We start from the raw sequence: 21,694 nt of genomic DNA on the forward strand, positions 1-21,694 counted from the left end.
AAAGGCTTAAACTGCCGGCCTGTTTAGGGAGAACCGCCTTGGCCACCACGCTCATTCACTCCGATCTACCCGGTCTCGACCTGATCCATCGCGGCAAGGTGCGCGATGTCTTCGACTTGGGCGACGGACGCCTGCTGATGGTCGCCACCGACCGCCTCTCGGCCTTCGACGTGGTGTTGCCCGACCCGATCCCCGGCAAGGGCGAGATACTGACCCGAATCAGTAATTTCTGGTTCGGCAAGACCGGCCACATCATCGCCAACCACCTGACCGGCGACCCGGTGGCCTCGGTGCTGCCGGCCGGCGTCGATCCGGCGCCATACGCGGCGCGCGCGGTGGTGACGAAGAAACTGAAGCCCGTGCCGGTGGAGTGCATCGCGCGCGGCTACCTCATCGGCAGTGGCTGGAAGGATTACCTCGCCGGCGGCGCGGTCGGCGGCATCGCGCTGCCCGCGGGCCTGCGCCAGGCGCAGAAGCTCGACGCGCCGATCTTCACCCCCTCGACCAAGGCGGCGGTGGGCGAGCACGACGAAAACATCGACTTCGCCACCGCCATCGACAAGGTGGGCCGGGAAATGGCCGAGGCGGTGCGCGAGGCCACGCTGAAGCTGTACGCCTTCGCCCGCGATCACGCGGCATCACGCGGCATCATCCTGGCCGATACCAAGTTCGAATTCGGCACCGACGAGGACGGCAAGCTCCACGTGATGGACGAAATGCTGACGCCCGACTCCAGCCGCTACTGGCCGGCCGACGAATACGTTATCGGCGCCAGCCCGCCGAGCTACGACAAGCAGATCGTGCGCGACCATCTGGAAACGCTGGGTTGGGACAAGACCCCGCCCGGCCCGCGCCTGCCGGCGGAAGTGATCGAACGCACCCGCGCGCGCTATGCCGAGGCACTGCACCGCCTGGCGGGAATCGGGGCGGACTGAAGAAATGCCGGCCCCCCGCGACACCGCCGAACGCCCCATCGAGCGCTGGTTCGCCAGCTACTCCGATGACCACCAGAACCCGCTGAACCAGTGGCTGCACGTGGTCTGCGTGCCGCTCATCCTGTGGTCGGTGGTGGCGCTGCTGTGGGCGATCCCGGTGCCCGGCACGCTGTTCGGCCCGGGCGCCTTCGCCGCGCTGGCGATGTTCCTGGCCTGGATGTTCTATTACCGCCACTCGCGCCCGCTCGGCTTCGGCATGCTGGCGGTGTTCGTCGTCTTCGCCTGGGGCACGCGCTGGCTGCACGGGCAACTGGGCGGCGCCGGGCTGGCCTGGCTGGCGCTGGGCGTGTTCGTGACCGCCTGGATCGGCCAGTTCGTCGGCCATTACCGCGAAGGCCGCCGCCCGAGTTTCCTCACCGACCTCACCTATCTGCTGATCGGCCCGGCCTGGGTACTGAACAAGCTCTACCGCAAGTTCGGCTGGAAATACTGAAATGGCCGCCGCATCCCTGGGCCTCGGCGGGCGCGATTTCGCCCTGCTGATACTGGTCTGCCTCATCTGGGCGCTGAATTTTCTGATGTCGGCGATCGGCCTGCGCGAGATTCCGCCCATCACCTTCACCCTGCTGCGCTTCGTGGTGCTGCTCGCCGCGCTGGCGGTGTTTCTGCGCCTGCCGCCGCCCGGCCAGCGGGTGCGGCTGTTCTCGGTATCGCTGCTGATCGGCGTGGTGCATTTCGGCCTGAGCTTCCTGGCGCTTTACCTGGCCGGGGAAATTTCCTCGGCGGCGATCGTGATGCAGAGTTACATCCCGATGACCACCCTGCTGGCGTGGTGGTGGCTGGGTGAAAAATTCGGCTGGCGCACCGCGCTGGCCATCGGCATCAGCTTCACCGGCGTGCTGGTGCTGGGCCTCGACCCGAAGGTGCTGGCCAAGCCCGCCGCGCTGCTGACCATGCTGGCCTCGGCGCTGGCGCTCGCCCTCGGCACGGTCATGATGAAGGGCCTGCGCGGCATCGACATGTTCAACCAGCAGGGCTGGATGGCGGCGACCAGCGTGCCGCCACTGCTGGCGCTCAGCCTGTGGCGGGAACCTGGCGCGCTGTTTTCATCCGGCGGGGCCAGCCCGATGGCGTGGCTCGGCGTGGCCTATGCGGCGCTGGCCTCCTCGCTGCTTGGCCACGGCATCTATTTCCGGCTGGTGCAGCGACACCCGGTGGCGCTGATGATGCCCTGGCTGCTGCTGGTGCCGGTGATCGCGGTCGCACTCGGTATCGCCTTCTGGGGCGACCGCCCCGGCCCGCGCGTGTTCGCCGGGGGCGCGATGGTGCTGGGCGGCGTGCTGACCATCGCCCTGCGCAAGCGCGCCAGGGTCAACGGACTGGCGGAGATCTGATCGCGATACCCGTGCGGGCAAACGGCCCCGCCAATCACCCGGCCCCCGGCCAGACGCACACGGCGGGGAGCCTCGGCCACTGACGCGCGCGCCGCGAGGCTTTCGTCGATTCGCCCAAGTACGGACCTCGAAGGGAACATCGACGACTGCCGCGCGCGCCGGAAAGCCGCCACGGCGAAGCATGCCGGCATGCCTCGCCGCGCATGGCCGCCCCGCAAGGCGCTACCCGGTGGCGAACACGTTGCATCGGGCTTGAACGCGCGAGGCGCATAGCCGAAATCGCGCCGCGCCGGCCCGGCATCGAACACCAGGTCCTCACGCATCCGCGCCAGCATTGCATCATTGAAGCCGTCCAGCCGGCCGCTGGCGCGCGCGGCCAGCAACGCCAACCTGAACAGCGGCATCGGCAACAGATGCAATCGCGGCGACGGATCGAACACGCCCAGGACGCGCCGCACCATCTCGACGTAGTCGAACGTCTCGCCACCGGGCAACGCATAGGCGCGGCCGACGCTTACGGCATTGCCGATGCAGGCGAAGGCGGCATCGGCCATATCCCCGGCATGCACCGGCTGACGCCCCCCACGCGCATCCAGCGGCAAGACGAAGCGGCCATGCCGGCGCGCCAGCGCCACGATCCGGCTCAGGCTGCGATCGACGCCGTCGCCGTAGATCAGCGTCGGTCGCAACAGCGTGAGCGCAGCGCCGCGTGTGGCGCAGACCGCCCGCAACGAGATTTCCGCCTCATGCAGGCGGCGGGCGATGTCGCGCTCGCCCGCGTCCGCCGATTCGCGCTTGACCTCGACACTGGTCGAACCGAACGCGATCACCCTGCGCGCGCCGGCATCGTGCCCGGCATGCCAATGGGCGAAGGCATCGAGCGGACCGCAACTGACGATCAACCCCGGCCGCGCGGACAAGGCCGGCATCGCGGCAAACTCCCCTTCGAGCCAGTGCGCCGCCCGCGGGTTGCCGCCCTGCCGCGCCGCGCGCCGCGAGACAGCCAGCACGGGCCAGCCGTCACCGAGTAGACGCGACAGCAGCGGACGACCGATCTGCCCGCTGGCGCCGAACACCAGCGCGGTCTTCATCGACGATGCCTGCGCGAGGCGCGATCCTGGGCCATCGCTCAAGGATACGCGAGGCACAAGCGCTGCCGTCGGCGCGACGGGGCGGCTAAACTTCGAGCGTTCGCCGCCGTAAGGACCGACTCCCCCATGCCCGCCTCCGCCCAACCGGACACGCCCCAGGCCATCCTGCTCGCCACCGACCTCAGCGCGCGCACCGACCGCGCCTACGACCGCGCCCTGCAACTCGCCGGACACTGGCGGGCGAAACTGGTGATCCTGGTGGTGCTCCCGCAGGAATCGAGCTTCAGCAAGCCCAACCATTTCCAGCAGGACGGCGAGGACGAGGACGCGCCAACCCAGGCCGAGTTGATCGAAGAGCGCGTGCGCGCGCAATTGCCGGAAGGCGCGGCCAAGGTCGAAGTGCGTGTCGAGGAATCCGCGCACATCGGCGAGACCGTGTTGCGAGTGGCGCGGGAAACCGGCTGCGGCCTGATCGTCACCGGCATCGCCCGCAGCGACGCCCTGCAACGCGTCGCGCTCGGCTCGACGGTGGTGTGGCTGTCGCGCCATTCCACGATACCGGTGCTGGTGGTGCAGCAGAGGCCGCAGGGCGCCTATGCGCGGATCGGCGTCGCCTGCGACCTCTCACCGGCCGCGGCCCATGCGTTGCAACTGGCGGCGCAATGGTTCAACGACGCGCAGACGCGGCTGCTCCTGCATGGCTTCGATCTGCCGCTGCGCGAACTCTCCGGCGAGTCCGTCGCCCGCGAGGCGGCGGTGACGCGCGCCGAGGCCGAAACCGTCCGCGCCCTCACCGGCTGGCGCGACGAACAACTGCCGAAGGCGGCGGCGGCCCAGTGGCAGCCGCGACCGGCGTTGTGCAACCCGGTGCGCCTGCTGCGCCAGGCCAGCCTCGACGAACGGCTCGATCTCGCCGTGATCGCCAGCCACGGCCGCGGCCGCCTGGCCGACGCGCTGATCGGCAGCGTGGCCAAGCGCCTGCTCGAAACCGCAATCACCGATACCCTGATCGTGCGCGGCTGAGCGCCGCGCGCCGTGGCACGACGGTGCATGTGCCGCCTCCGCGCACGGCGCGGATCACCGGGCCGTGAACGGGGCGCCATTCATATTCGGCTAGACTGTCCTCCCCGGCGCACCCGGGATTCCTCTTCCGAATCAATCACTTCTGGAACCGTCATCACCGCATGCTGGGCCTGATCCTGCTCCTGCCGTTCGCCGCCTCCGCCTTGATCCCGCTACTGGGCGGATCGCGCCGGCAAAGCGCATGGCTGGCCGGATTGGCCCCGCTCACCGGGCTGGCGATACTGGCGATGTTGACCCCCGCGGTCATGGCCGGGCAGGTACCGGAACTCGACTGGGCATGGCTGCCGGAAGCCGGCATCGGCTTCATTCTGCGGCTGGACGGGCTGGCCTGGATGTTCGCCCTGATGGTGCTGTCGATCGGCGCGCTGGTGGTGCTCTACGCCGCCTACTACCTGGGCCCGCGCGACAGCGTGCCGCGCTTCTTCTCCTACCTGATGCTGTTCATGGGCGCGATGCTGGGCCTGGTGCTCTCCGGCGACCTGTTGCTGATGGTGGTGTTCTGGGAACTGACGTCGATCAGTTCGTTCCTACTGATCGGCTACTGGAACCAGCGCCGCGACGCCCGCCAGGGCGCACGGATGGCGCTGACCGTCACCGGCCTCGGCGGCATGGCCCTGCTCGGCGGCGTGCTGCTGATCGGCCAGGCCGTCGGCAGTTATCGCCTGGAAGACGTGTTGGCGGCAGGCGACGTGGTACGCGCCAGCCCGTGGTATCCGGCAATCCTCGGCCTGGTGCTGCTCGGCGCCTTCACCAAGAGCGCGCAGTTCCCCTTCCACTTCTGGCTGCCTCAGGCCATGGCGGCGCCCACCCCGGTCTCGGCCTACCTGCACTCGGCAACGATGGTGAAGGCCGGCGTGTTCCTGCTGGTGCGGTTGTACCCGGTGCTCTCGGGCAGCGATCTCTATTTCCACACCGTCAGCATCGTCGGCGCCATCACCTTGCTGCTGGGCGCCTGGACGGCGATCTTCCAGCACGATCTGAAGGGTCTGCTGGCCTACTCGACCATCTCGCACCTGGGCCTCATCACCCTGCTGCTGGGAATGTCGCGGCCGCTGGCGGTGGTGGCGGCGCTGTTCCACATCCTCAACCACGCCACCTTCAAGGCCAGCCTGTTCATGGCCGCCGGCATCATCGACCACGAGACCGGCACTCGCGACATGCGCCGGCTCGGCAACCTGCGCCGCTACATGCCCTACACCAGTGCGCTGGCGATCATCGCCAGCCTGGCGATGGCCGGCATCCCGCTGTTCAACGGCTTCCTGTCGAAAGAGATGTTCTATGCCGAAGCGCTGGAAATCTCCAGCAATCTGCCGCGCAAGATCACCGTGGTCGCCGCCTTCCTGGCCGGCGTCTTCGGCGTGGCCTACAGTCTGCGTTTCGTCCACGACACCTTTTTCGGCCACGGCCCCCGCGACGTGCAGCGCGAAATCCACGAGCCGCCGCGCTTCATGAAACTGCCGGTGGCGGTACTGGTGGTGCTGTGCGTGGCGGTCGGCATCGCCCCGGCGATGACCATGGCGCCGACGCTCGCGGTCTCGGCGCGCAGCGTGCTGGGCGAGGACATGCCCCGCTACAGCCTGGCGATCTGGCACGGCTTCAACACGCCGCTCATGATGAGCCTGGGCGGCATGCTGAGCGGCGTGGCGCTGTACTTCGGCCTGCGCCGGCTGTTCGACCTGCACGCCATCGCGCGCCGCTCATGGGGCCGCCATTTGTTCTACGTCAACGTCGGCGCACTGTATGCGCTGGCGCAACGCTTCACCTACCGCATCGCCAACGGCAGCCTGCAACGCTCGCTGCTGCTGATGCTGCTGGCGGCGATGGCCATGGCCGCCTTGCCCGCGCTGCCGGCCCTGCTCGGCAGCGTCCCCGGCCCCGAACGCCAGCCGATGCCGGCGCTGGGCTGGGGACTGTGGGCGATGCTGGTGTCGGCCACCGCGCTCACCGTGCTCGCGCACCGGCAGCGGCTGGTGGCGCTGATCGTGATCGGCGCGGTGGGACTGGCGGTCAGTCTGGCCTTCGTCTTCCTCTCCGCCCCCGATCTCGCCCTCACCCAACTGCTGGTGGAGATGGTGACGATCACGCTGATGTTGCTGGCGCTGAACTACCTGCCGCAGGTCAGCCCGACCCCGCGGGCCGGCTCCCGGCGCGGCCTGCGGCGCTGGCGCGACGCGCTGATCGCCATCGCCGGCGGCACCGGCATCGGCGCGCTGGCCTTCGCGATGATGACCCGGCCCACCCGGACCGTCGCCGATGCCTTGCTGGCGCGCTCGCTGCCGGAAGCCTGGGGCAGCAACGTGGTCAACGTGATCCTGGTCGATTTCCGCGGCAGCGATACCCTGGGCGAAATCGCGGTGTTCGGCATGGCCGGGCTGGTGGTGCACGCCCTGTTGCGGCACGCGCGACTGGCGCCGGAGGAACGCATCCCCGGCCCCCCCGTGGCATTGCCGATTCCCGCCAACCTCGGCCACCTGCTGTTCCCACTGGCGCTGGCGGTATCGTTCTACCTTTTCCTTCGGGGCCATAACCAACCCGGCGGCGGCTTCATCGCCGGCCTGGTGCTGACCGTCCCTCTGCTATTGCAATACGTGCTGCTGGGTTCGCGCTACGTGGAGTCACGGCTGGGCTTCGATTACACGCGGATGATCGGCGTCGGCCTACTGGTGGCCCTGGCCGGCGGCATCGCGCCGATGCTGCTCGGCCTGCCCTTCCTCACCAGCGGCCATGCCGACCTGACACTGCCGCTGATCGGCGAAGTGCCCCTGGCCAGCGCGATGGTGTTCGATACCGGCGTCTATCTGGTGGTGTTCGGCGGGGCGATGCTGATCCTGTCGATGATGGGCACGATCCGCCCGCCCAAGACCACGGTGAAGGGAGACGCGTGATGGAATTCGCCCTCGCCAGCGCCATCGGCATTCTCACCGCCGCCGGCATCTACCTGCTGCTGCGCGCGCGCAGCTTCGACGTGATCCTCGGGCTCACCCTCCTTTCCTACGCCACCAATCTGCTGATCTTCTCCGCCGGCCGTTTGCGCCCCGGCATGCCGCCCATACTGCGCGAAGGCGTACCGGCCACGCTGGCGAACCACGCCGACCCGCTACCGCAGGCACTGGTGTTGACCGCGATCGTGATCGGCTTCGCGATGACCGCGGTCAGCATCGTCATCGCCATCCGCAACCGTGGCGACAGCGACAGCGACCACGTCGATGCCGGCACCGGCCTCGACTACACCCGCCTGGTACCGCTCGATACCGACCGCGAGGAAACCGCCGAGGACATGGAAGCCTGCGCCACCGCGCCCGCGGCCGGCGAAAACGGGAAAGCCGGGGGGCGGGAATGAGCGCGCATCTGGTCATCGCGCCAATCGTCTTCCCGCTGCTGGCGGCGGCGACGATCCTGCTGTTCGAACGTCGCGGGCTGGCCTGGCAACGCGCGCTCGGCGTGCTGGGCACGGCCGGGACGCTGGCGCTGTCGATCCTGCTGCTGCGCGAGGTCGAGACCCACGGCAGCCTGGTCTACCTGCTCGGCGACTGGCCGGCGAAGCTCGGCATCGCCCTCCTGGTCGACCGCCTGTCCGCGGCGTTGGTACTGCTGGTGGCGCTGCTCGCCGTGCCGGCGCTGATCTACGCGACGACCGGCTGGGATCGCCATGCCCTGCACTTCCACGCCTTCTTCCAGTTCCAGTTGGCCGGCCTGAACGGCGCATTCCTCACCGCCGATCTATTCAACCTGTTCGTGTTCTTCGAGGTGATGCTGATCGCCAGCTACGGCCTGATGCTCTCCGGCGGCCGCGGCCCGCGGATGCGCGCGGGGCTGCACTACGTGATGTTCAACATCGCCGCCTCGACCCTGTTCCTGATCGCGCTCGGTCTGATCTACGGGCTGGTGGGCAGCCTCAACATGGCCGAAATCGGCGCGCGGGTAGCCGCGGCGGCCCCCGGGGACGCCGCGCTCATCCAGGCCGCCGCCGGCATCCTGCTGGTGGTGTTCTGCGCCAAGGCGGCGTTGCTGCCGATGTTCCTATGGCTACCGATGAGCTACAAATACACCCCCGCCGCGGCCGCCGCGCTGTTCGTGGTGATGACCAAGGTCGGCGTGTATTCGGCGCTGCGGGTGTTCACCCTGGCCTTCGGCGCGATTCCCGACGCCGGCGGCTGGCCGTGGAACTGGTTGCTGCCGGCGGCGCTCGTCACCCTGACCCTCGCCACCTTCGGCGCGATGGCCTCGATCAGCCTACGCGCGATCGTTGGCTGGCTGGTGGTGGCATCGGCGGCCACGCTGTTCACGATGTTCTCGCTCGGCCAGCGCGATGCGCTCGCCGCCGGCCTGTATTACCTGCTGCATAGCAGCTTTGCCGCCGCCACGCTGTTCCTCCTGGCCAACCAGATGCGCCGCCAGCGCGGCACCGAGGGCGACCACCTCGACCGCATGGGCGCGCTGACGCAGCCCATCGCCACCGGCATCGCCTTCCTGCTCGCGGCCATCGCCATCACCGGCCTGCCGCCGCTATCGGGCTTCGTCGGCAAGCTGCTGATGCTCGAAGCGGTGCCGGACATATACAAGGGCTGGGTCTGGGGCACCCTCCTGCTGACCAGTTGGATGGCGATCGTGGCGATGGCGCGCGCCGGCAGCGGCCTGCTGTGGGAAGCCCCGGCGCGCGCCGCGCGCTGGCGTCCCGAAAGCGACCTGCCGGCGCCACCGCAGCCGCGTCTCGTCGCTCCCTGGCAGCGCCACCTGCAATGGCTGGCCATCTGGCTGTTACTGGGCTACGGCGTCACGCTGACGGTGTTCGCCTCGCCGGTCTATCGCTATCTGCAAACCGCCGCCACCGAGGTGCTGGCGCCGGCCGGCACCTCGGCCATGCTGCGCGAGGCTCGGCCGACGATGCGGAAGCCCGCGCCATGAACCGCTTCCTGCCCTCGCCCTTGCTGAGCCTGACCGTATTGCTGCTGTGGCTGCTCCTGGTCGGCGATTTCAGCAGCGGCCAGTTCATCCTGGCGTTGCTGCTGGCGGCCCTGCTGCCGCTTGGCGCCGGCCTGCTGCAACCCGAGCGCGCGCGCATCCGCCGGCTGCCGGCCGTGCTGCGGCTGGCCGGCCGGGTCGGCCTGGACATCGTGGTATCCAGCGCGCACGTGGCCTGGTTGATCCTGGGCCGCGAATCGCGCATCCGTCCGGCCTTCGTCTGGGTGCCGCTGGACATCCGCGACCCGCATGGCATCACCGCGCTGGCCAGCATCATCTCGCTGACGCCCGGCACGTTATCCACCGAATTGAGCGAGGATCATCGCCACCTGCTGGTCCATTGCTTCGACCTCGACGCCCCGGAGAGCACCATCGCCACCATCAAGTCGCGCTACGAATCTTTGCTGAGGGAAATCTTCGAATGATCGCCACCGCCGTCATCCTGTCGATGTTCGTGGTCGGCCTGGCGCTGGCGATGTCGTTGTGGCGGCTGTTGCGCGGGCCGGGTCTGCCCGATCGCATCCTCGCCCTGGACACGCTGTCGGTGAACACCATCGCCCTCCTGGTGCTGTACGGCGTCCACATCGGTTCGGCGGTGTATTTCGAGGCCGCGCTCATCATCGCCATGCTCGGCTTCGTCAGCACGGTGGTGCTATCGAAATACGTGATGCGCCGGGATATCGTCGAATGAACACCGTCTTCGAAATCCTGATCGTCGCGCTGCTCACGCTCGGCAGCTTCTTCGTGCTGGCCGGCTCGCTGGGCCTGTTCAAGCTGTCGGATTTCTACAAGCGCCTGCACGGGCCGACCAAGGCCAGCACCATGGGCGTGGGCTGCATGTTGCTGGCCTCGATCGGCGCCCGCGCGCTTTCGCACGGCGGGCTGGACCTGCGCGAGCTCATGATCACCGCTTTCCTGTTCATCACCGCCCCGGTCAGCGCGATGATGATGGCGCGCGCCGCGCTCGCCATCCGCCCGAAGGACCGCCCCGAACCGCCGGCGGCGGACGGGCGCGGCGGCGACGCCTGACCGGCCACCGCGCCGATAGGGCACGGCGAGGGGATATAAGACTCGGGGCCGCGCGATCTTACCGCCAACGGCATTCCACCGCCATAATTGCGCACCACGTCACACTTTCACGTCACATTCCACACGACGCACATGCGCTTCCACAAGACCCTTCGCGCCCATACGGTGCTGGCCACTCAAGGCCGCGAGCTTGCCCCGTCCGAACGCCGCGCCCTGATCCTTTGCGACGGCCAACGCAACATCGAGCAGATCGTGGCGATACTGGGGCCGCGCGCCGCCGAAGCCATACAGGTACTGGAAGAGCGCGGCTATCTCGAACGCGACGATAAACCCGCCCGCCCGGGATCGAGAACCGCCATCGAACCAGGCGTCGCATGAAGCGCGAACGGCACCGGTGAGCCGATGCCGCCGCCACCTCAGTGCTGTGGGTCGAAGCGCTTCCTCAGCCCGGCCCAGCACGCCGTGTAGTCGCGCTGGCGATGGCCGGCATCGCAAGCCTGCGCGCTGGGCCGAATCACCCCGCGCGATTCGAACATGAACGCCATGGTGTCGACGATGTAGTCGGGCTTCGAGGTATCGGCATGGCTGGCCTTCTCGAAGGTCGCCGCGTCCGGGCCGTGGCCGGTCATGCAGTTGTGCAGCGAACCGCCCCCGGGAGAGAAGCCATCGGCCTTGGCATCGTAGGCGCCGTAGATCAGGCCCATGAACTCGCTGGCGATGTTGCGGTGGAACCACGGCGGGCGGAAGGTGTCTTGCATCGCCAGGACGCGCGGGCCGAAGATCACGAAATCGAGATTGCCGACGCCCGGCGTGTCGGTCGGTGAAGTCAGCACCAGGAAGATCGACGGGTCGGGGTGGTCGAAGCTGATCGAGCCGATAGTGTTGAATTTGCACAAGTCGTACTTGTAGGGCGCGTGGTTGCCGTGCCACCCCACCACGTCCAGCGGCGAATGGCCGATGCCGGCGCGCCAGAGATGGCCCTGGAACTTGGCGATCAGCTCGAAATCGCCCTCGACATCCTCGTAACTGGCGCACGGGGTGAGGAAATCGCGCGGATTGGCCAAACCATTGCTGCCAATCGGCCCCAGATCGGGGATGCGTAGGAAAGCGCCGAAGTTCTCGCACACGTAGCCGCGCGAAGCGCCATCGGGCAGCTCCACCCGGAAGCGGATACCGCGCGGCACCACCGCGATCTCCTGCGGCGCCACCTCCAGCACGCCCAGCTCGGTGGCGATCACCAGCCGCCCCTGCTGCGGCACGATCAACATCTCGCCATCGGCATCGTAGAAGTAACGCCCCTCCATCGATTTGTTGGCCGCGTACAGATGCACGCCGATGCCCGTGCCGGCCGCCGGCGAACCATTACCGGCCATCGTGAACAAGCCATCGACGAAATCGACCGGCGTCTCCGGCAGCGGCAGCGGATTCCAGCGCAACTGCCCGGGCGTGACCGGGCCGTGGCCGAAATCGTTGTGGAAGTGATTGTGATGCCACAACTCGAACTCGCTATGCATCGCCGCCGGACGGATGCGGTAGGTCCAGGTGCGGCGGTTGGAATGGCGCGGCGCGGTGAACGCGGTGCCATTGATCTGCTCGGCATACAGCCCGTGCGCCACCACCTGCGGCGAATTGCGCCCCTCCGGCAACGTGCCCGGCAACGCCTCGGTGGCGAACTCGTTGCCGAAGCCGCTCATGTAGCCGGTCTGGCGGATACGCACGTCGTCGTGGGCGGGCATCGCGATCACCTTGCCTTCGGTGTTCATGGCCGCTCCCTACAGCACGCCGCGCTTGATCTGATCGCGCTCGATCGATTCGAACAGCGCCTGGAAATTGCCCTCGCCGAAGCCCTCGTTGCCCTTGCGCTGGATGATCTCGAAGAAGATCGGGCCGAACGCGTTCTGCGTGAATATCTGCAACAGCTTGCGCTGCCGGGTGTCGGGATCGGCATCGATCAGGATCGAATTCCTGCGCAGCCTTTCCACGTCCTCGCCGTGCTCCGGCACACGCGCGTCGATCACGTCGAAATAGGTATCCGGCGTATCGAGAAACTTCACGCCGCGCGCGTGCATCGCCTCCACCGTGCCGTAGATGTCGTTGGTGAACAACGCGATGTGCTGGATACCCTCGCCTTTGTAATCGCGCAGGTATTCGTTGATCTGGCTCTTCTCGTCGCTGGACTCGTTGAGCGGGATGCGCACGATGCCGTCCGGCGCGGTCATCGCCTTCGACAGCAGGCCGGTCTTCGATCCCTTGATGTCGAAATAGCGGATCTCGCGGAAGTTGAACAACTTCTCGTAGTAGTCCGACCACTTCTGCATGTTGCCGAGGAAGAGGTTGTGGGTGAGGTGGTCGATGAAGGTCATGCCGAAGCCCTTCGGCTGCGTGTCCGCGCCCTCGAACGGTACGAAATCGGCATAGAGATCGGCCTTGCCGTCATCGACCAGATACAGCATGCAGCCGCCGATACCCTGGATGACCGGCGCGTCCACCGCCTTGGTCTCCGGCTTGAAGCCGACGGCCTCGCCGCCGTTGGCGAGCACGTGCGCCAGCACCTCGGCGGAGGGCTTCTTGAAATTGATCGCGAAACCACAGGCCGAGGGGCCGTGCCGGCCGGCGAAATCCGCGGCGAACGAATCCGCCGATTCGTTCAGCAGGAAGTTGATCCCGCCCTGGCGGAATAGGGTGATCTCCCGATCCCTGTGCCTGGCGATGGCGGTGAACCCCATGCTTTCGAGGTAGTCGCGCATGCGCGCGCCCTCGCCCGCTGGCGCGGCGAATTCGACGAACTCGAAACCGTTGATGCCCATCGGGTTGTCGAACGTGGTCGGGATCATCCCGATGTCCTGGTCGATGACGGCGCGTGGTACGGACATGGCGGCTCCTGCGGATGCGTGAGTGGAGTGGCTTGGGAAACGCGTGGCGCTTGCGCGCGCGGAGGCCGCCGTTATAGTTTCATATGAAACCATTTTCAAGCTGCGGTGCGGTATGGGCGCGAAGCGCACGGCGACATCGGCACAGGCCACGATGCCGGAACGACACGACAAAACACCCCCCACGCCCATGCTGGAGCTGGAGCTGGAGCGATTCCTGCCCTACCGCCTGTCGGTGCTCTCCAACCGCATCAGCGCCGCGGTGGCCAACACCTACGCCGAGCGGTTCGGCATCGGCATCACCGAATGGCGGCTGATCGCCGTGCTGGGCCGCTTCAATGGCCTGTCGGCCAACGAGGTGGCCGAACGCACCGCGATGGACAAGGTGGCCGTCAGCCGCGCGGTGGCGCGCCTGATCGCCGGCGGGCTGGTCGAGCGCGACACCCACGGCGACGACCGCCGCCGATCGGTGCTGGCGCTCTCGCGCGCCGGCCGCCGCATGCACGCACGGATCGCGCCGCTGGCCCTGGCCATCGAACAGAAACTGCTGGCATCGCTCGACGATGAAGAACGCACCCGGCTTGCGCAGTTGCTGGACAAGCTCGCCGCCGGCGTTACCCGCCTTGGCGAAGGTTGACCGGCGCGGGCCGAACCGCGCCAACGAAAACGGCGGCCGAAGCCGCCGTTTCATCGCGTGCGGGGCTTATTTCACCCCGTGCATCAGCTTCTGCACCAGTGGCGCGATGAGGAACAACAAAACCCCTGCGCCGACCAGCGCCCAGAAGCCAAAGTTGTAGCCGGCCTGCGCCGACGCCACGGTCATGCCGCCCTCGCCGCTGACGCGCCCGGCGAACATGCCGGCAAGATTGTTGCCGATGGCGATCGACAGGAACCAGCAGCCCATCGCCAGCCCGGTCAGGCGCGCTGGCGCCAGCTTGGTGGTCATCGACAACCCGATCGGCGACAGGCAAAGCTCGCCCACCGACTGAATCACGTAGACCATGAAGAGCGTCCAGAACGGAATCTTGCCGGCATCGTTGAGCAGGCTGGAAAGCGCGAACACCAGCAGCAGGAAGGCCAGGCCGTTGAAGATCAGACCCAGGCCGAACTTACGCGGGATCGACGGATTGGCCTTGCCCATGCGCACCCACATCCAGGCCAGAACCGGCGCCAGCGTGATGATCGCGACCGAGTTGACCGACTGGAACCAGCCCACCGGGAACGTCCAGCCGCCCAGGTCGCGGTTGACGATGTTCTGCGCCAGGAAGTTGAAACTAGCCCCGGCCTGCTCGAAGAACATCCAGAACAGCACGTTGAACACGAAGATGATCAGCATCGCGAGCACCATGTCGCGCGCCACCCGCCCCTCGCGGATGCCCTCCACCAGCAACAGCGCCGCCGGGATGATGAACAGGGTCATCAAAATCACCTGCAAGGTTTTAGCATCGATGCTGAGCAGGAAGTAGAACCCCGGCACCGCCGCCGCCGCGCCCAGCGCGACCGCCAACAGCCGGCCCAGACCCATCGCCTCCTGCGCCGGCAGGCCGACGCCCTTCAACTGCCCACGGCCAAACCAGAACCACACCAGGCTGATCGCCATGCCGATACCGGCGGCGATGAACACCACCTTGTAGGCGGGCATCTCGGGCGAACCGCCGAACATGCGCTCGGCCAGCCAACCGGTGAGAACCGGCGCGATCATCGCGCCCAGGTTGATGCCCATGTAGAAGATGGTGAAGCCGGAATCGCGGCGCCCGTCGCCCTGGGCGTAGACCTTGCCGACCAGCGTGGAGATGATCGGCTTGAACAGACCGTTGCCGACGATCACCGTGGCCAGGCCAAGCTTGAAGACTTGCTCGTTGGGCACCGCGACCATGAACAGGCCGATGGCCATGATGATCGCGCCAAACAAAATCGAGCGCTGGTAGCCGATCAGCTTGTCCGCCACATAGCCGCCAAAGATCGCCGCCGCGTACACCAGCGCCAGATAGGCGCCGTAAAGTTCGTTGGCCGGTTTCTCGCCACCCGCGTCTCCGGCGAAGAACTGCGCCACGATGTAGAGCGTCAACGCCCAGCGCATGCTGTAGAAGGCGAAGCGCTCCCAGAACTCGGTCATGAACAGCATCCACAACGGCTTGGGATGCCCCATCACCTGCGAGTATTCGGGCAGTGGGTTGGCGCCCGTGGGCAGCCTCTTGCTATCGGGCACGGTCGTGCTCATGCGCTTTTCCTGTGATGCGTGGATCGGAGGCGCCACCATCGGGCGGCACGCGAGGATCACCGAGCACACGCGTCACGTCAATGCCGGAACCATGCGGCGGCGCAGCATGCAGATGGCCATACCGACGACGCCAAGCGCCCGCCACGGTCGGGTATTGGGGGCCGGACGCCCGGGTGACGGCGGCGGCGAGGCGGGCAGGCGCTCCCCGGCGCCGCCACCCGCCACGGCGGCTCAATCGCTGCGGGTCAAATACTTGGCATCGTCGAAGCTCGCACACCACTGCGGGCGATAGGCGACGACCAGCGCCATCACCCCGCCGGTGAAGAAAGCCTCGCCGAAGGACATCGGCATCATCGCGATCAGATAGGGCGTGGCATCGCCGCCCAGCCAGTCGGTGACGAACGCCTTGACCAGCACCGAAGCCGCCATCGACAACGCGGCGGCGAAGAAGCCATTGCCGAACACGTAGATGAAGATATGCGCCGGCAACTTCCGCACCACCAGCGCGCCGATCACGACAGTGACCGCCACCGGCAGCGCATCGTTGGCCAGGAAATCCCAGCCCCAGCCCAGCCAGACGCCGCCAAGCAGCGCCCAGGCCGCGCTGACCACCGCCAGCGCGACGAGCGCGAAGCGCGCACCGAACATCAGCGTGGCGATGGCGGCGCCGAGAAAATGTAGATTCACCCCCATCACCGATTGGGTATTGAAGCCACGCATCATGATCGCCACCGCGATGAAGACGGCATAGATGCGCTGCGCCTCGGCATCGCCTTGCAGCTTGTACCAGGGCAGTCGACGCACCGCCTGTAAGAGGACGGCGACGGCCAGCGCCGCGCCGACCCATTGCCACTGCGACGGCAGTTGCAAACTCATGCGACGGCCTCCCCCTCGCCGTAACCGTGTCCGGCGCCGATACGGGTGCGCACCTCGAAGAGTTCGGGAAAGAAACTGAGATCGAGCGCGCGCTTCAGGAAATCCACGCCCGACGAACCACCCGTGCCGCGTTTGAAACCGATGACCCGCATCACCGTACGCATGTGGCGGAAGCGCCAGAGCTGGAACTGGGTTTCCAGATCGACCATGTCCTCGCACAGGGCGTATTCGCGCCAATAGCGGTGAGTGTCCTCGTAGATGCGCCCGAACACCGGCAGCAGGGCGTGGTCGAGCGCGTGCGGCTTCGACCAGTCGCGCGCCAGATGCCCGGCCGGCACCGCATGACCCCAGCGCGCCAGGTAGCAGAGAAACTCGTCGTACAGACTCGGCGCATGCAGTACCGCCTCCAGCCGCGCCCGCGCCTCGGGATCGTGACGAAACACCTCGACCATCCCCGCGTTCTTGTTGCCGAGCAAGAATTCGATGCAACGGTACTGCAACGATTGGAAGCCGCTGGACGGCCCCAGCACCTCGCGGAATTCCAGGTACTCCGCGGGCGTCAGCGTTTCCAGCACCGACCACTGCCCGATCAATTGATCCATCACCCGCTTGCAGCGCGCCACCCCCTTGCCGAACTGCCAGACACGGTCGTGGCGCAGGTGCGCCAGCGCCGCCGACAGCTCGTGGATCAGCAGCTTCATCCACAGCTCGGAGGTCTGGTGCTGGATGATGAAGAGCATCTCGTCGTGGTGCGGCGGCTCGGACAACGGATGCTGCGCCGAGAGCAGGCGTTCCAGCCCCAAATAGCCGCCATAGCTCATGCGACCGGACAGGTCGGTATGGATACCGGCTTCGAGCTGACGCTCGTTGTTCTCGATGCTCATGGCGCGGATTCTCGCACGCGCTTCCGGCGCACGCGGCCGACCTGGTTCAAACACATGCGCCCCGGTCATGCCGCAGCGCGCAACGGAACCTTTCCTTCGTCTCGTTATCATTGATCACCGACCCGATCGATGGAAAGATGGCATGACACTTGCCGCACAGTTCGAAATCGAATACCTGCAATACCTCGCCCCGGATGGCCGGCCCATCGCACCGTTGCCCTCCGCCCTGAACGATCCCGCCAGACTGGTGGAACTGTTCAAGCGCATGCTGTTCGTACGCACCTTCGACAGCAAGGCGATCGCCCTGCAACGCACCGGCAAGCTCGGCACCTACGCCGCCAGCCTGGGCCATGAAGCCACCCACGTCGGCATCGGCGCCGCGATGGCGCCGGAGGATGTCTTCGCCCCCAGTTACCGCGAATACGGCGCCCAGTTCATGCGCGGCGTGAAACCGCGCGAAGTGCTGATGTACTGGGGCGGCGACGAACGCGGCAACGATTTCGAGATCCCCCGCAACGACTATCCGTGGTGCGTGCCGATCTCCACCCAGATGCTGATGGCCGCCGGCGCCGCGCTCTCGTTCAAGCTGCGTGGGCAGAAACGCGTCGCCGTGGCGACCTGCGGCGACGGCGGTTCGTCCAAGACCGATTTCTACGCCGCGGTGAATTCCGGCGGCGCCTTCGAATTGCCGCTGGTGCTGTGCGTGATCAACAACGGCTGGGCGATCAGCGTGCCGCGCAAGGCGCAGACCGGCGCCAGGACACTGGCCCAGAAGGGCCTGGCCGGCGGCCTGCACTGCCTGCAGGTGGATGGCAACGACATCGTCGCCGTGATGGAAGCCATGCGTCTGGCCACCGAACGCGCGCGCAACGGCGAAGGCGCCAGCGTGATCGAGTTCATGACCTACCGCCTGCACGACCACACCACCGCCGACGACGCCCGCCGCTATCGTGGCGAGGAAGAGGTCAAGGAAGCCTGGACGCGCGAGCCGTTCATCCGCCTGCGCAAATACCTGAGCGACCAGAAATTCTGGGACGAAGAACAGGAAAAAGCCTGGGTCGAGGAATGCGGCAAACAGGTGGACATCGAGATCAATGCCTATCTGGAAACCCCGGTACAGCCGGTCGAGGCGATGTTCGACCACCTCTACGCCGACATGCCCACCGACGTGCGCCGCCAGCGCGAAACCGCGATCGCCCTGGAGAAGCGCGCATGAGCAAGACCACGAAGAACCCGCAGGACATGCCCAAGGAAGCCGCGCCGATCACCCTGATCGAATCCATCACCCAGGCGCTCGCCTGGGAACTGAAACACGACGAACGCGTGGTGGTGCTGGGCGAGGATGTCGGCGTCAACGGCGGCGTGTTCCGCGCCACCGCCGGCCTCAGCGCGCAATTCGGCCCCGAACGCGTGATCGACACCCCGCTGGACGAAACCACCATCGCCGGCCTCACCGTCGGCATGGCCTCGCAGGGCATGCGCCCGGTGGCCGAGGCGCAGTTCGACGGCTTCATGTACCCGATGGTCGATTTCATCGTCTGCCACGCCGCGCGCATGCGCTACCGCACCCGCGGCCGCCTGCACTGCCCGATGGTGCTGCGCGTGCCGTGGGGCGGCGGCATCCGCGCGCCGGAGCACCACAGCGAAGCCAACGAAGCCATCTTCACCAACGTGCCCGGTCTGCGCGTGGTGATGCCCTCCAGCCCGCAGCGCGCCTACGGCCTGCTGCTGGCGGCGATCCGCGATCCCGACCCGGTGATCTACATGGAACCCAAGCGCATCTACCGCCAGTACAAGGAGCTGGTACCCGACGACGGCGAAGCGCTGCCGCTGGATGTCTGCTACGTGCTGCGCGACGGCGGCGACGTCACGCTCGTGACCTGGGGCGCGCAAGTGAAGGAAACGCTGGAGGCGGCCGAGAAACTGGCCGCCGAGGGCATCAGCGCCGAAGTGATCGACGTCGCCACGCTGAAACCGCTCGATTTCGACACCATCGCCGAGTCGGTCGCCAAGACCGGCCGCTGCGTGATCGTGCACGAAGCCGCCAAGACCGCCGGCTTCGGCGCCGAGGTCGCCGCGCGCGTGGCCGAGGAATGCCTGTTCGACCTGCTCGCGCCGGTCGAGCGGGTCACCGGCTACGACACGCACATCCCGCTGTTCCGCCTTGAAATGAAGTACCTGCCGAGCGTGGACAAGATCCTCGCCGCCGCCCGCCGCGCGATGGCGCATCGTTGATGCGGCAGGCACGCGTCATCGCCGCGCACCGCGTCCCGGATCACCCGCCGATCCGGGTCGGCGTCGGCGAGCGCGTGCGGCTGGGCGGGCGCGATGGCGATTGGCCGGCGTTCGTCTGGATCACCCGCGCCGATGGCCTGGGCGGCTGGATACCCCGCGACCTCCTCGCCGCCGAACCCGACGGTCGCCATGCCATCGCGCAAGATACCTACGACACCCTCGAACTGGCGGCGGACGCCGGCGAAACCCTGCGCCTCTACCGCGAACAAGCCGGCTGGTGGTGGGCGGAAAACCGACATGGCGCCCGGGGCTGGTTCCCGGCACGCCACCTTGAATCGAAAAAAGGACATTCCGAATGAACAAGAAAACCTTCAACCTCCCCGACCTCGGCGAAGGTCTGCCGGACGCCACCATCGTCGAATGGCACGTCAAGGAAGGCGATACCGTCAAGCTCGATGACAACCTCGTCTCGATGGAAACCGCCAAGGCGGTGGTGGACGTGCCCTCGCCAGTCAGCGGCAAGGTGCTGAAACTCGCCGGCGGCGCGGGCGAGGTGATCGTCACCGGCCACATGCTGGCCGAATTCGAAATGGACATGTCCATGCCGCAACGCGCCGAAGGCCAGGATACCGGCCACCACCACGGCGGCGGGCATTCGGTCGGCGCGCCGGACCCGGCGCCGGACGACAAAGTGGTCGCCTCAAGCGAAGGCGGCGCGATCCAGGCCGAAGGCAAGCCGCAACCCGAAGCCGCCGACGCCAACGAAAACTCCAAGGCCGACGCCGGCACCGTGGTCGGCGCGATGCAAGTCGGCGACCGCGTGCACAGCGAGGCGGCGATGGCCGTCGGTGGCATCAAGGCGGTGCCCGCGGTACGCGCGATGGCGCGCAAGCTCGGCATCGACATCGCCCGCGTGCGCGCCTCCGGCCCGGACGGCACCGTCACCATGCAGGACGTGAAACAGGCCGCCGCCGATGGCAGCGCGAAGCCCGGCCCCGCGCCGGCGCCGCGCGCGGTCGACGCCCCCATGCCCGCCACACGACACGCCGCGCCGCAACCCGCTCAGCGCAGCACGCTCTCGCAATCGGGCAAACCGATCCGCACCCAGCCGCCGGGTGTCGCCGCCAGCGGCCAGCCCGAGCAACTCAAGGGCGTGCGCCGCAACATGGCCCGAGTGATGGCCGACGCCCACGCCCAGGTGGTACCGACCACACTGGTGGACGATGCCGACCTGCACGCGTGGATCGGCAAACAGGACATCACCGCGCGGCTGGTGCGCGCGATCGTCGCCGCCTGCAAGGCCGTGCCGGCGTTGAACGCCTGGTTCGACGGCGAGAAACTCGCCCGCACCCTGCATCCGCACGTCGACATCGGCATCGCCGTGGATACCGACGACGGCCTGTTCGTACCCGCGCTGCGCAACGCCGACATGCTCGACGCATCCGGCGTTCGCACCGCGATCAAGCGTCTGCGCGCACAGGTGGAGGAACGCTCGATCCCGTCCTCGGAGCTTTCCGGCTACACCATCTCGCTGTCCAACTTCGGCATGTTCGCCGGCCGCTACGCCACCCCGGTGGTGGTGCCGCCCTGCGTGGCCATCATCGGCGCCGGCAAGCTGTGCCACGACGTGGTGGCGGTGATCGGCGGCATCGAAGTGCATCGCCGCATTCCGATCTCGCTGACCTTCGACCACCGCGCCGCCACCGGCGGCGAGGCCGCGCGCTTCCTCAAGGCCCTGCTGGACGACCTCGCACTCGCGCAATAACCGCCAAACCCACGCCGTCGCGGGCATGTGTCCGGTGCCATGCCCACGCCCCATGCCGGTGCCGCTCGACGGGATTCGTCGCACCCGCGGCGGTGCCGGTGGCCGGGCAGCCACACGGCGAAATACCTCACGCACGCGGCGATAGCTGTGGACAGGGACACCTCGCGTCGGTGCACGCCGTGGAATTCATCGCACCCGCGGCGGTGCCGGTGGCCGGGCAGCCACACGGCGAAATACCTCACGCACGCGGCGATAGCTGTGGACAGGGAACACCTCGCGTCGGTGCACGCCGTGGAATTCATCGCACCCGCGACGGTGCCGGTGGCCGGGCAGCCACACGGCGGAATAC

General features: G+C 67.4%; 21 protein-coding genes. 16 read left to right on the forward strand and 5 right to left on the reverse strand.

The annotated features are described in order from the left end of the window. The first annotated feature begins 38 nt into the window (after positions 1-38). The 11 genes from EBB59_RS05655 (at position 39) to EBB59_RS05710 (ending at position 10,872) form a co-directional block, all read left to right on the forward strand. On the forward strand, positions 39-935 hold the full coding sequence (locus EBB59_RS05655) for a phosphoribosylaminoimidazolesuccinocarboxamide synthase (RefSeq protein WP_122101171.1): 897 nt from the start codon (positions 39-41) through the stop codon (positions 933-935). A 4-nt stretch (positions 936-939) separates the two neighbouring features. Next, entirely contained in the window at positions 940-1,428 is a 489-nt protein-coding gene (locus EBB59_RS05660; RefSeq protein ID WP_122101172.1) for an Mpo1 family 2-hydroxy fatty acid dioxygenase, read from the forward strand. A gap of 1 nt (position 1,429) precedes the next feature. After that, positions 1,430-2,329 carry a DMT family transporter gene (locus EBB59_RS05665; RefSeq protein WP_122101173.1) on the forward strand — a complete coding sequence of 300 codons (900 nt, stop codon included), beginning with the start codon at positions 1,430-1,432 and terminating at the stop codon, positions 2,327-2,329. A gap of 1,217 nt (positions 2,330-3,546) precedes the next feature. Beyond that, the gene (locus EBB59_RS05675; protein ID WP_122101174.1) at positions 3,547-4,443 is read left to right on the forward strand and encodes a universal stress protein; all 897 of its coding nucleotides are present in this window, start codon (positions 3,547-3,549) and stop codon (positions 4,441-4,443) included. Positions 4,444-4,604: 161 nt separating this feature from the next. Then, positions 4,605-7,388, forward strand: a complete 2,784-nt coding sequence (locus EBB59_RS05680) for a monovalent cation/H+ antiporter subunit A (protein WP_122101175.1) — start codon at positions 4,605-4,607, stop codon at positions 7,386-7,388. Next, positions 7,388-7,843 carry a Na+/H+ antiporter subunit C gene (locus tag EBB59_RS05685; RefSeq protein WP_122101176.1) on the forward strand — a complete coding sequence of 152 codons (456 nt, stop codon included), beginning with the start codon at positions 7,388-7,390 and terminating at the stop codon, positions 7,841-7,843. The genes EBB59_RS05680 and EBB59_RS05685 overlap by 1 nt, the downstream gene beginning before the upstream one ends. Next, a complete protein-coding gene (locus EBB59_RS05690) occupies positions 7,840-9,408 on the forward strand; it encodes a monovalent cation/H+ antiporter subunit D (protein WP_122101177.1) in 1,569 nt (522 codons plus the stop codon). Before EBB59_RS05685 ends, EBB59_RS05690 begins: the two co-directional genes overlap by 4 nt. Further along, positions 9,405-9,890, forward strand: a complete 486-nt coding sequence (locus EBB59_RS05695; protein ID WP_122101178.1) for a Na+/H+ antiporter subunit E — start codon at positions 9,405-9,407, stop codon at positions 9,888-9,890. Before EBB59_RS05690 ends, EBB59_RS05695 begins: the two co-directional genes overlap by 4 nt. After that, complete coding sequence (locus EBB59_RS05700) at positions 9,887-10,156, forward strand: K+/H+ antiporter subunit F (protein ID WP_122101179.1); 270 nt, start codon at positions 9,887-9,889, stop codon at positions 10,154-10,156. Before EBB59_RS05695 ends, EBB59_RS05700 begins: the two co-directional genes overlap by 4 nt. After that, positions 10,153-10,494 (forward strand): Na+/H+ antiporter subunit G, encoded by a 342-nt coding sequence (locus EBB59_RS05705; RefSeq protein ID WP_122101180.1) that lies wholly within the window; start codon positions 10,153-10,155, stop codon positions 10,492-10,494. The genes EBB59_RS05700 and EBB59_RS05705 overlap by 4 nt, the downstream gene beginning before the upstream one ends. Positions 10,495-10,626: 132 nt before the next feature. Next, entirely contained in the window at positions 10,627-10,872 is a 246-nt protein-coding gene (locus EBB59_RS05710) for a hypothetical protein (protein WP_122101181.1), read from the forward strand. Between the two features lie 38 nt (positions 10,873-10,910). Here the strand turns inward: EBB59_RS05710 and hmgA are convergent, their stop codons facing one another. Next, on the reverse strand, positions 10,911-12,188 hold the full coding sequence (hmgA, locus tag EBB59_RS05715) for a homogentisate 1,2-dioxygenase (protein ID WP_122101243.1): 1,278 nt from the start codon (positions 12,186-12,188) through the stop codon (positions 10,911-10,913). Between the two features lie 78 nt (positions 12,189-12,266). After that, positions 12,267-13,367: a 4-hydroxyphenylpyruvate dioxygenase gene (gene hppD, locus EBB59_RS05720; protein ID WP_211327693.1), complete on the reverse strand. Its 1,101-nt coding sequence runs from the start codon at positions 13,365-13,367 to the stop codon at positions 12,267-12,269. 151 nt (positions 13,368-13,518) lie between these two features. On the opposite strand from hppD, the gene EBB59_RS05725 reads away from it, so the two are divergent. Continuing rightward, positions 13,519-14,001, forward strand: coding sequence for a MarR family winged helix-turn-helix transcriptional regulator (locus EBB59_RS05725; protein ID WP_122101245.1), 483 nt, complete (start codon positions 13,519-13,521; stop codon positions 13,999-14,001). Between the two features lie 66 nt (positions 14,002-14,067). Here the strand turns inward: EBB59_RS05725 and EBB59_RS05730 are convergent, their stop codons facing one another. The 3 genes from EBB59_RS05730 to EBB59_RS05740 all read right to left on the reverse strand — a co-directional run bounded on the left by EBB59_RS05730 (position 14,068) and on the right by EBB59_RS05740 (position 17,345). Then, positions 14,068-15,513, reverse strand: coding sequence for a peptide MFS transporter (locus EBB59_RS05730; protein ID WP_425451801.1), 1,446 nt, complete (start codon positions 15,511-15,513; stop codon positions 14,068-14,070). A 303-nt stretch (positions 15,514-15,816) separates the two neighbouring features. Continuing rightward, positions 15,817-16,461, reverse strand: coding sequence for an energy-coupling factor ABC transporter permease (locus EBB59_RS05735; protein WP_122101183.1), 645 nt, complete (start codon positions 16,459-16,461; stop codon positions 15,817-15,819). Next, entirely contained in the window at positions 16,458-17,345 is an 888-nt protein-coding gene (locus EBB59_RS05740; RefSeq protein ID WP_122101184.1) for a tryptophan 2,3-dioxygenase, read from the reverse strand. The genes EBB59_RS05735 and EBB59_RS05740 overlap by 4 nt, the downstream gene beginning before the upstream one ends. Before the next feature lie 142 nt (positions 17,346-17,487). Between EBB59_RS05740 and pdhA the strand changes: the two genes are divergently transcribed. Genes pdhA through EBB59_RS05760 form a run of 4 tightly spaced genes read left to right on the forward strand, consistent with a single transcriptional unit; the run spans position 17,488 to position 21,345 of the window. Continuing rightward, entirely contained in the window at positions 17,488-18,561 is a 1,074-nt protein-coding gene (gene pdhA, locus EBB59_RS05745) for a pyruvate dehydrogenase (acetyl-transferring) E1 component subunit alpha (RefSeq protein ID WP_122101185.1), read from the forward strand. Then, a complete protein-coding gene (locus EBB59_RS05750) occupies positions 18,558-19,580 on the forward strand; it encodes an alpha-ketoacid dehydrogenase subunit beta (protein ID WP_170156550.1) in 1,023 nt (340 codons plus the stop codon). Before pdhA ends, EBB59_RS05750 begins: the two co-directional genes overlap by 4 nt. Further along, on the forward strand, positions 19,580-19,939 hold the full coding sequence (locus tag EBB59_RS05755) for an SH3 domain-containing protein (RefSeq protein ID WP_122101186.1): 360 nt from the start codon (positions 19,580-19,582) through the stop codon (positions 19,937-19,939). The genes EBB59_RS05750 and EBB59_RS05755 overlap by 1 nt, the downstream gene beginning before the upstream one ends. Further along, positions 19,936-21,345: a dihydrolipoamide acetyltransferase family protein gene (locus tag EBB59_RS05760; protein WP_122101187.1), complete on the forward strand. Its 1,410-nt coding sequence runs from the start codon at positions 19,936-19,938 to the stop codon at positions 21,343-21,345. Before EBB59_RS05755 ends, EBB59_RS05760 begins: the two co-directional genes overlap by 4 nt. The last annotated feature ends 349 nt before the right edge of the window (positions 21,346-21,694 follow it).

Origin of the sequence: Solilutibacter pythonis (assembly GCF_003697345.1) — a bacterium.
Taxonomy (GTDB): Bacteria; Pseudomonadota; Gammaproteobacteria; order Xanthomonadales; family Xanthomonadaceae; genus Solilutibacter; species Solilutibacter pythonis.

Bases quoted from the DNA above. Each gene is read 5' to 3' on its own strand.
- EBB59_RS05695 (WP_122101178.1), top strand. From the start codon at position 9,405: ATGAACCGCTTCCTGCCCTCGCCCTTGCTGAGCCTGACCGTATTGCTG.
- EBB59_RS05680 (WP_122101175.1), top strand. From the start codon at position 4,605: ATGCTGGGCCTGATCCTGCTCCTGCCGTTCGCCGCCTCCGCCTTGATC.
- EBB59_RS05665 (WP_122101173.1), top strand. From the start codon at position 1,430: ATGGCCGCCGCATCCCTGGGCCTCGGCGGGCGCGATTTCGCCCTGCTG.
- EBB59_RS05735 (WP_122101183.1), bottom strand. From the start codon at position 16,461: ATGAGTTTGCAACTGCCGTCGCAGTGGCAATGGGTCGGCGCGGCGCTG.
- pdhA (WP_122101185.1), top strand. From the start codon at position 17,488: ATGACACTTGCCGCACAGTTCGAAATCGAATACCTGCAATACCTCGCC.
- EBB59_RS05730 (WP_425451801.1), bottom strand. From the start codon at position 15,513: ATGGGGCATCCCAAGCCGTTGTGGATGCTGTTCATGACCGAGTTCTGG.
- EBB59_RS05755 (WP_122101186.1), top strand. From the start codon at position 19,580: ATGCGGCAGGCACGCGTCATCGCCGCGCACCGCGTCCCGGATCACCCG.
- hppD (WP_211327693.1), bottom strand. From the start codon at position 13,367: ATGTCCGTACCACGCGCCGTCATCGACCAGGACATCGGGATGATCCCG.
- EBB59_RS05725 (WP_122101245.1), top strand. From the start codon at position 13,519: ATGCCGGAACGACACGACAAAACACCCCCCACGCCCATGCTGGAGCTG.
- EBB59_RS05740 (WP_122101184.1), bottom strand. From the start codon at position 17,345: ATGAGCATCGAGAACAACGAGCGTCAGCTCGAAGCCGGTATCCATACC.
- EBB59_RS05710 (WP_122101181.1), top strand. From the start codon at position 10,627: ATGCGCTTCCACAAGACCCTTCGCGCCCATACGGTGCTGGCCACTCAA.
- EBB59_RS05760 (WP_122101187.1), top strand. From the start codon at position 19,936: ATGAACAAGAAAACCTTCAACCTCCCCGACCTCGGCGAAGGTCTGCCG.
- EBB59_RS05705 (WP_122101180.1), top strand. From the start codon at position 10,153: ATGAACACCGTCTTCGAAATCCTGATCGTCGCGCTGCTCACGCTCGGC.
- hmgA (WP_122101243.1), bottom strand. From the start codon at position 12,188: ATGAGCGGCTTCGGCAACGAGTTCGCCACCGAGGCGTTGCCGGGCACG.
- EBB59_RS05675 (WP_122101174.1), top strand. From the start codon at position 3,547: ATGCCCGCCTCCGCCCAACCGGACACGCCCCAGGCCATCCTGCTCGCC.
- EBB59_RS05750 (WP_170156550.1), top strand. From the start codon at position 18,558: ATGAGCAAGACCACGAAGAACCCGCAGGACATGCCCAAGGAAGCCGCG.
- EBB59_RS05685 (WP_122101176.1), top strand. From the start codon at position 7,388: ATGGAATTCGCCCTCGCCAGCGCCATCGGCATTCTCACCGCCGCCGGC.
- EBB59_RS05700 (WP_122101179.1), top strand. From the start codon at position 9,887: ATGATCGCCACCGCCGTCATCCTGTCGATGTTCGTGGTCGGCCTGGCG.
- EBB59_RS05660 (WP_122101172.1), top strand. From the start codon at position 940: ATGCCGGCCCCCCGCGACACCGCCGAACGCCCCATCGAGCGCTGGTTC.
- EBB59_RS05690 (WP_122101177.1), top strand. From the start codon at position 7,840: ATGAGCGCGCATCTGGTCATCGCGCCAATCGTCTTCCCGCTGCTGGCG.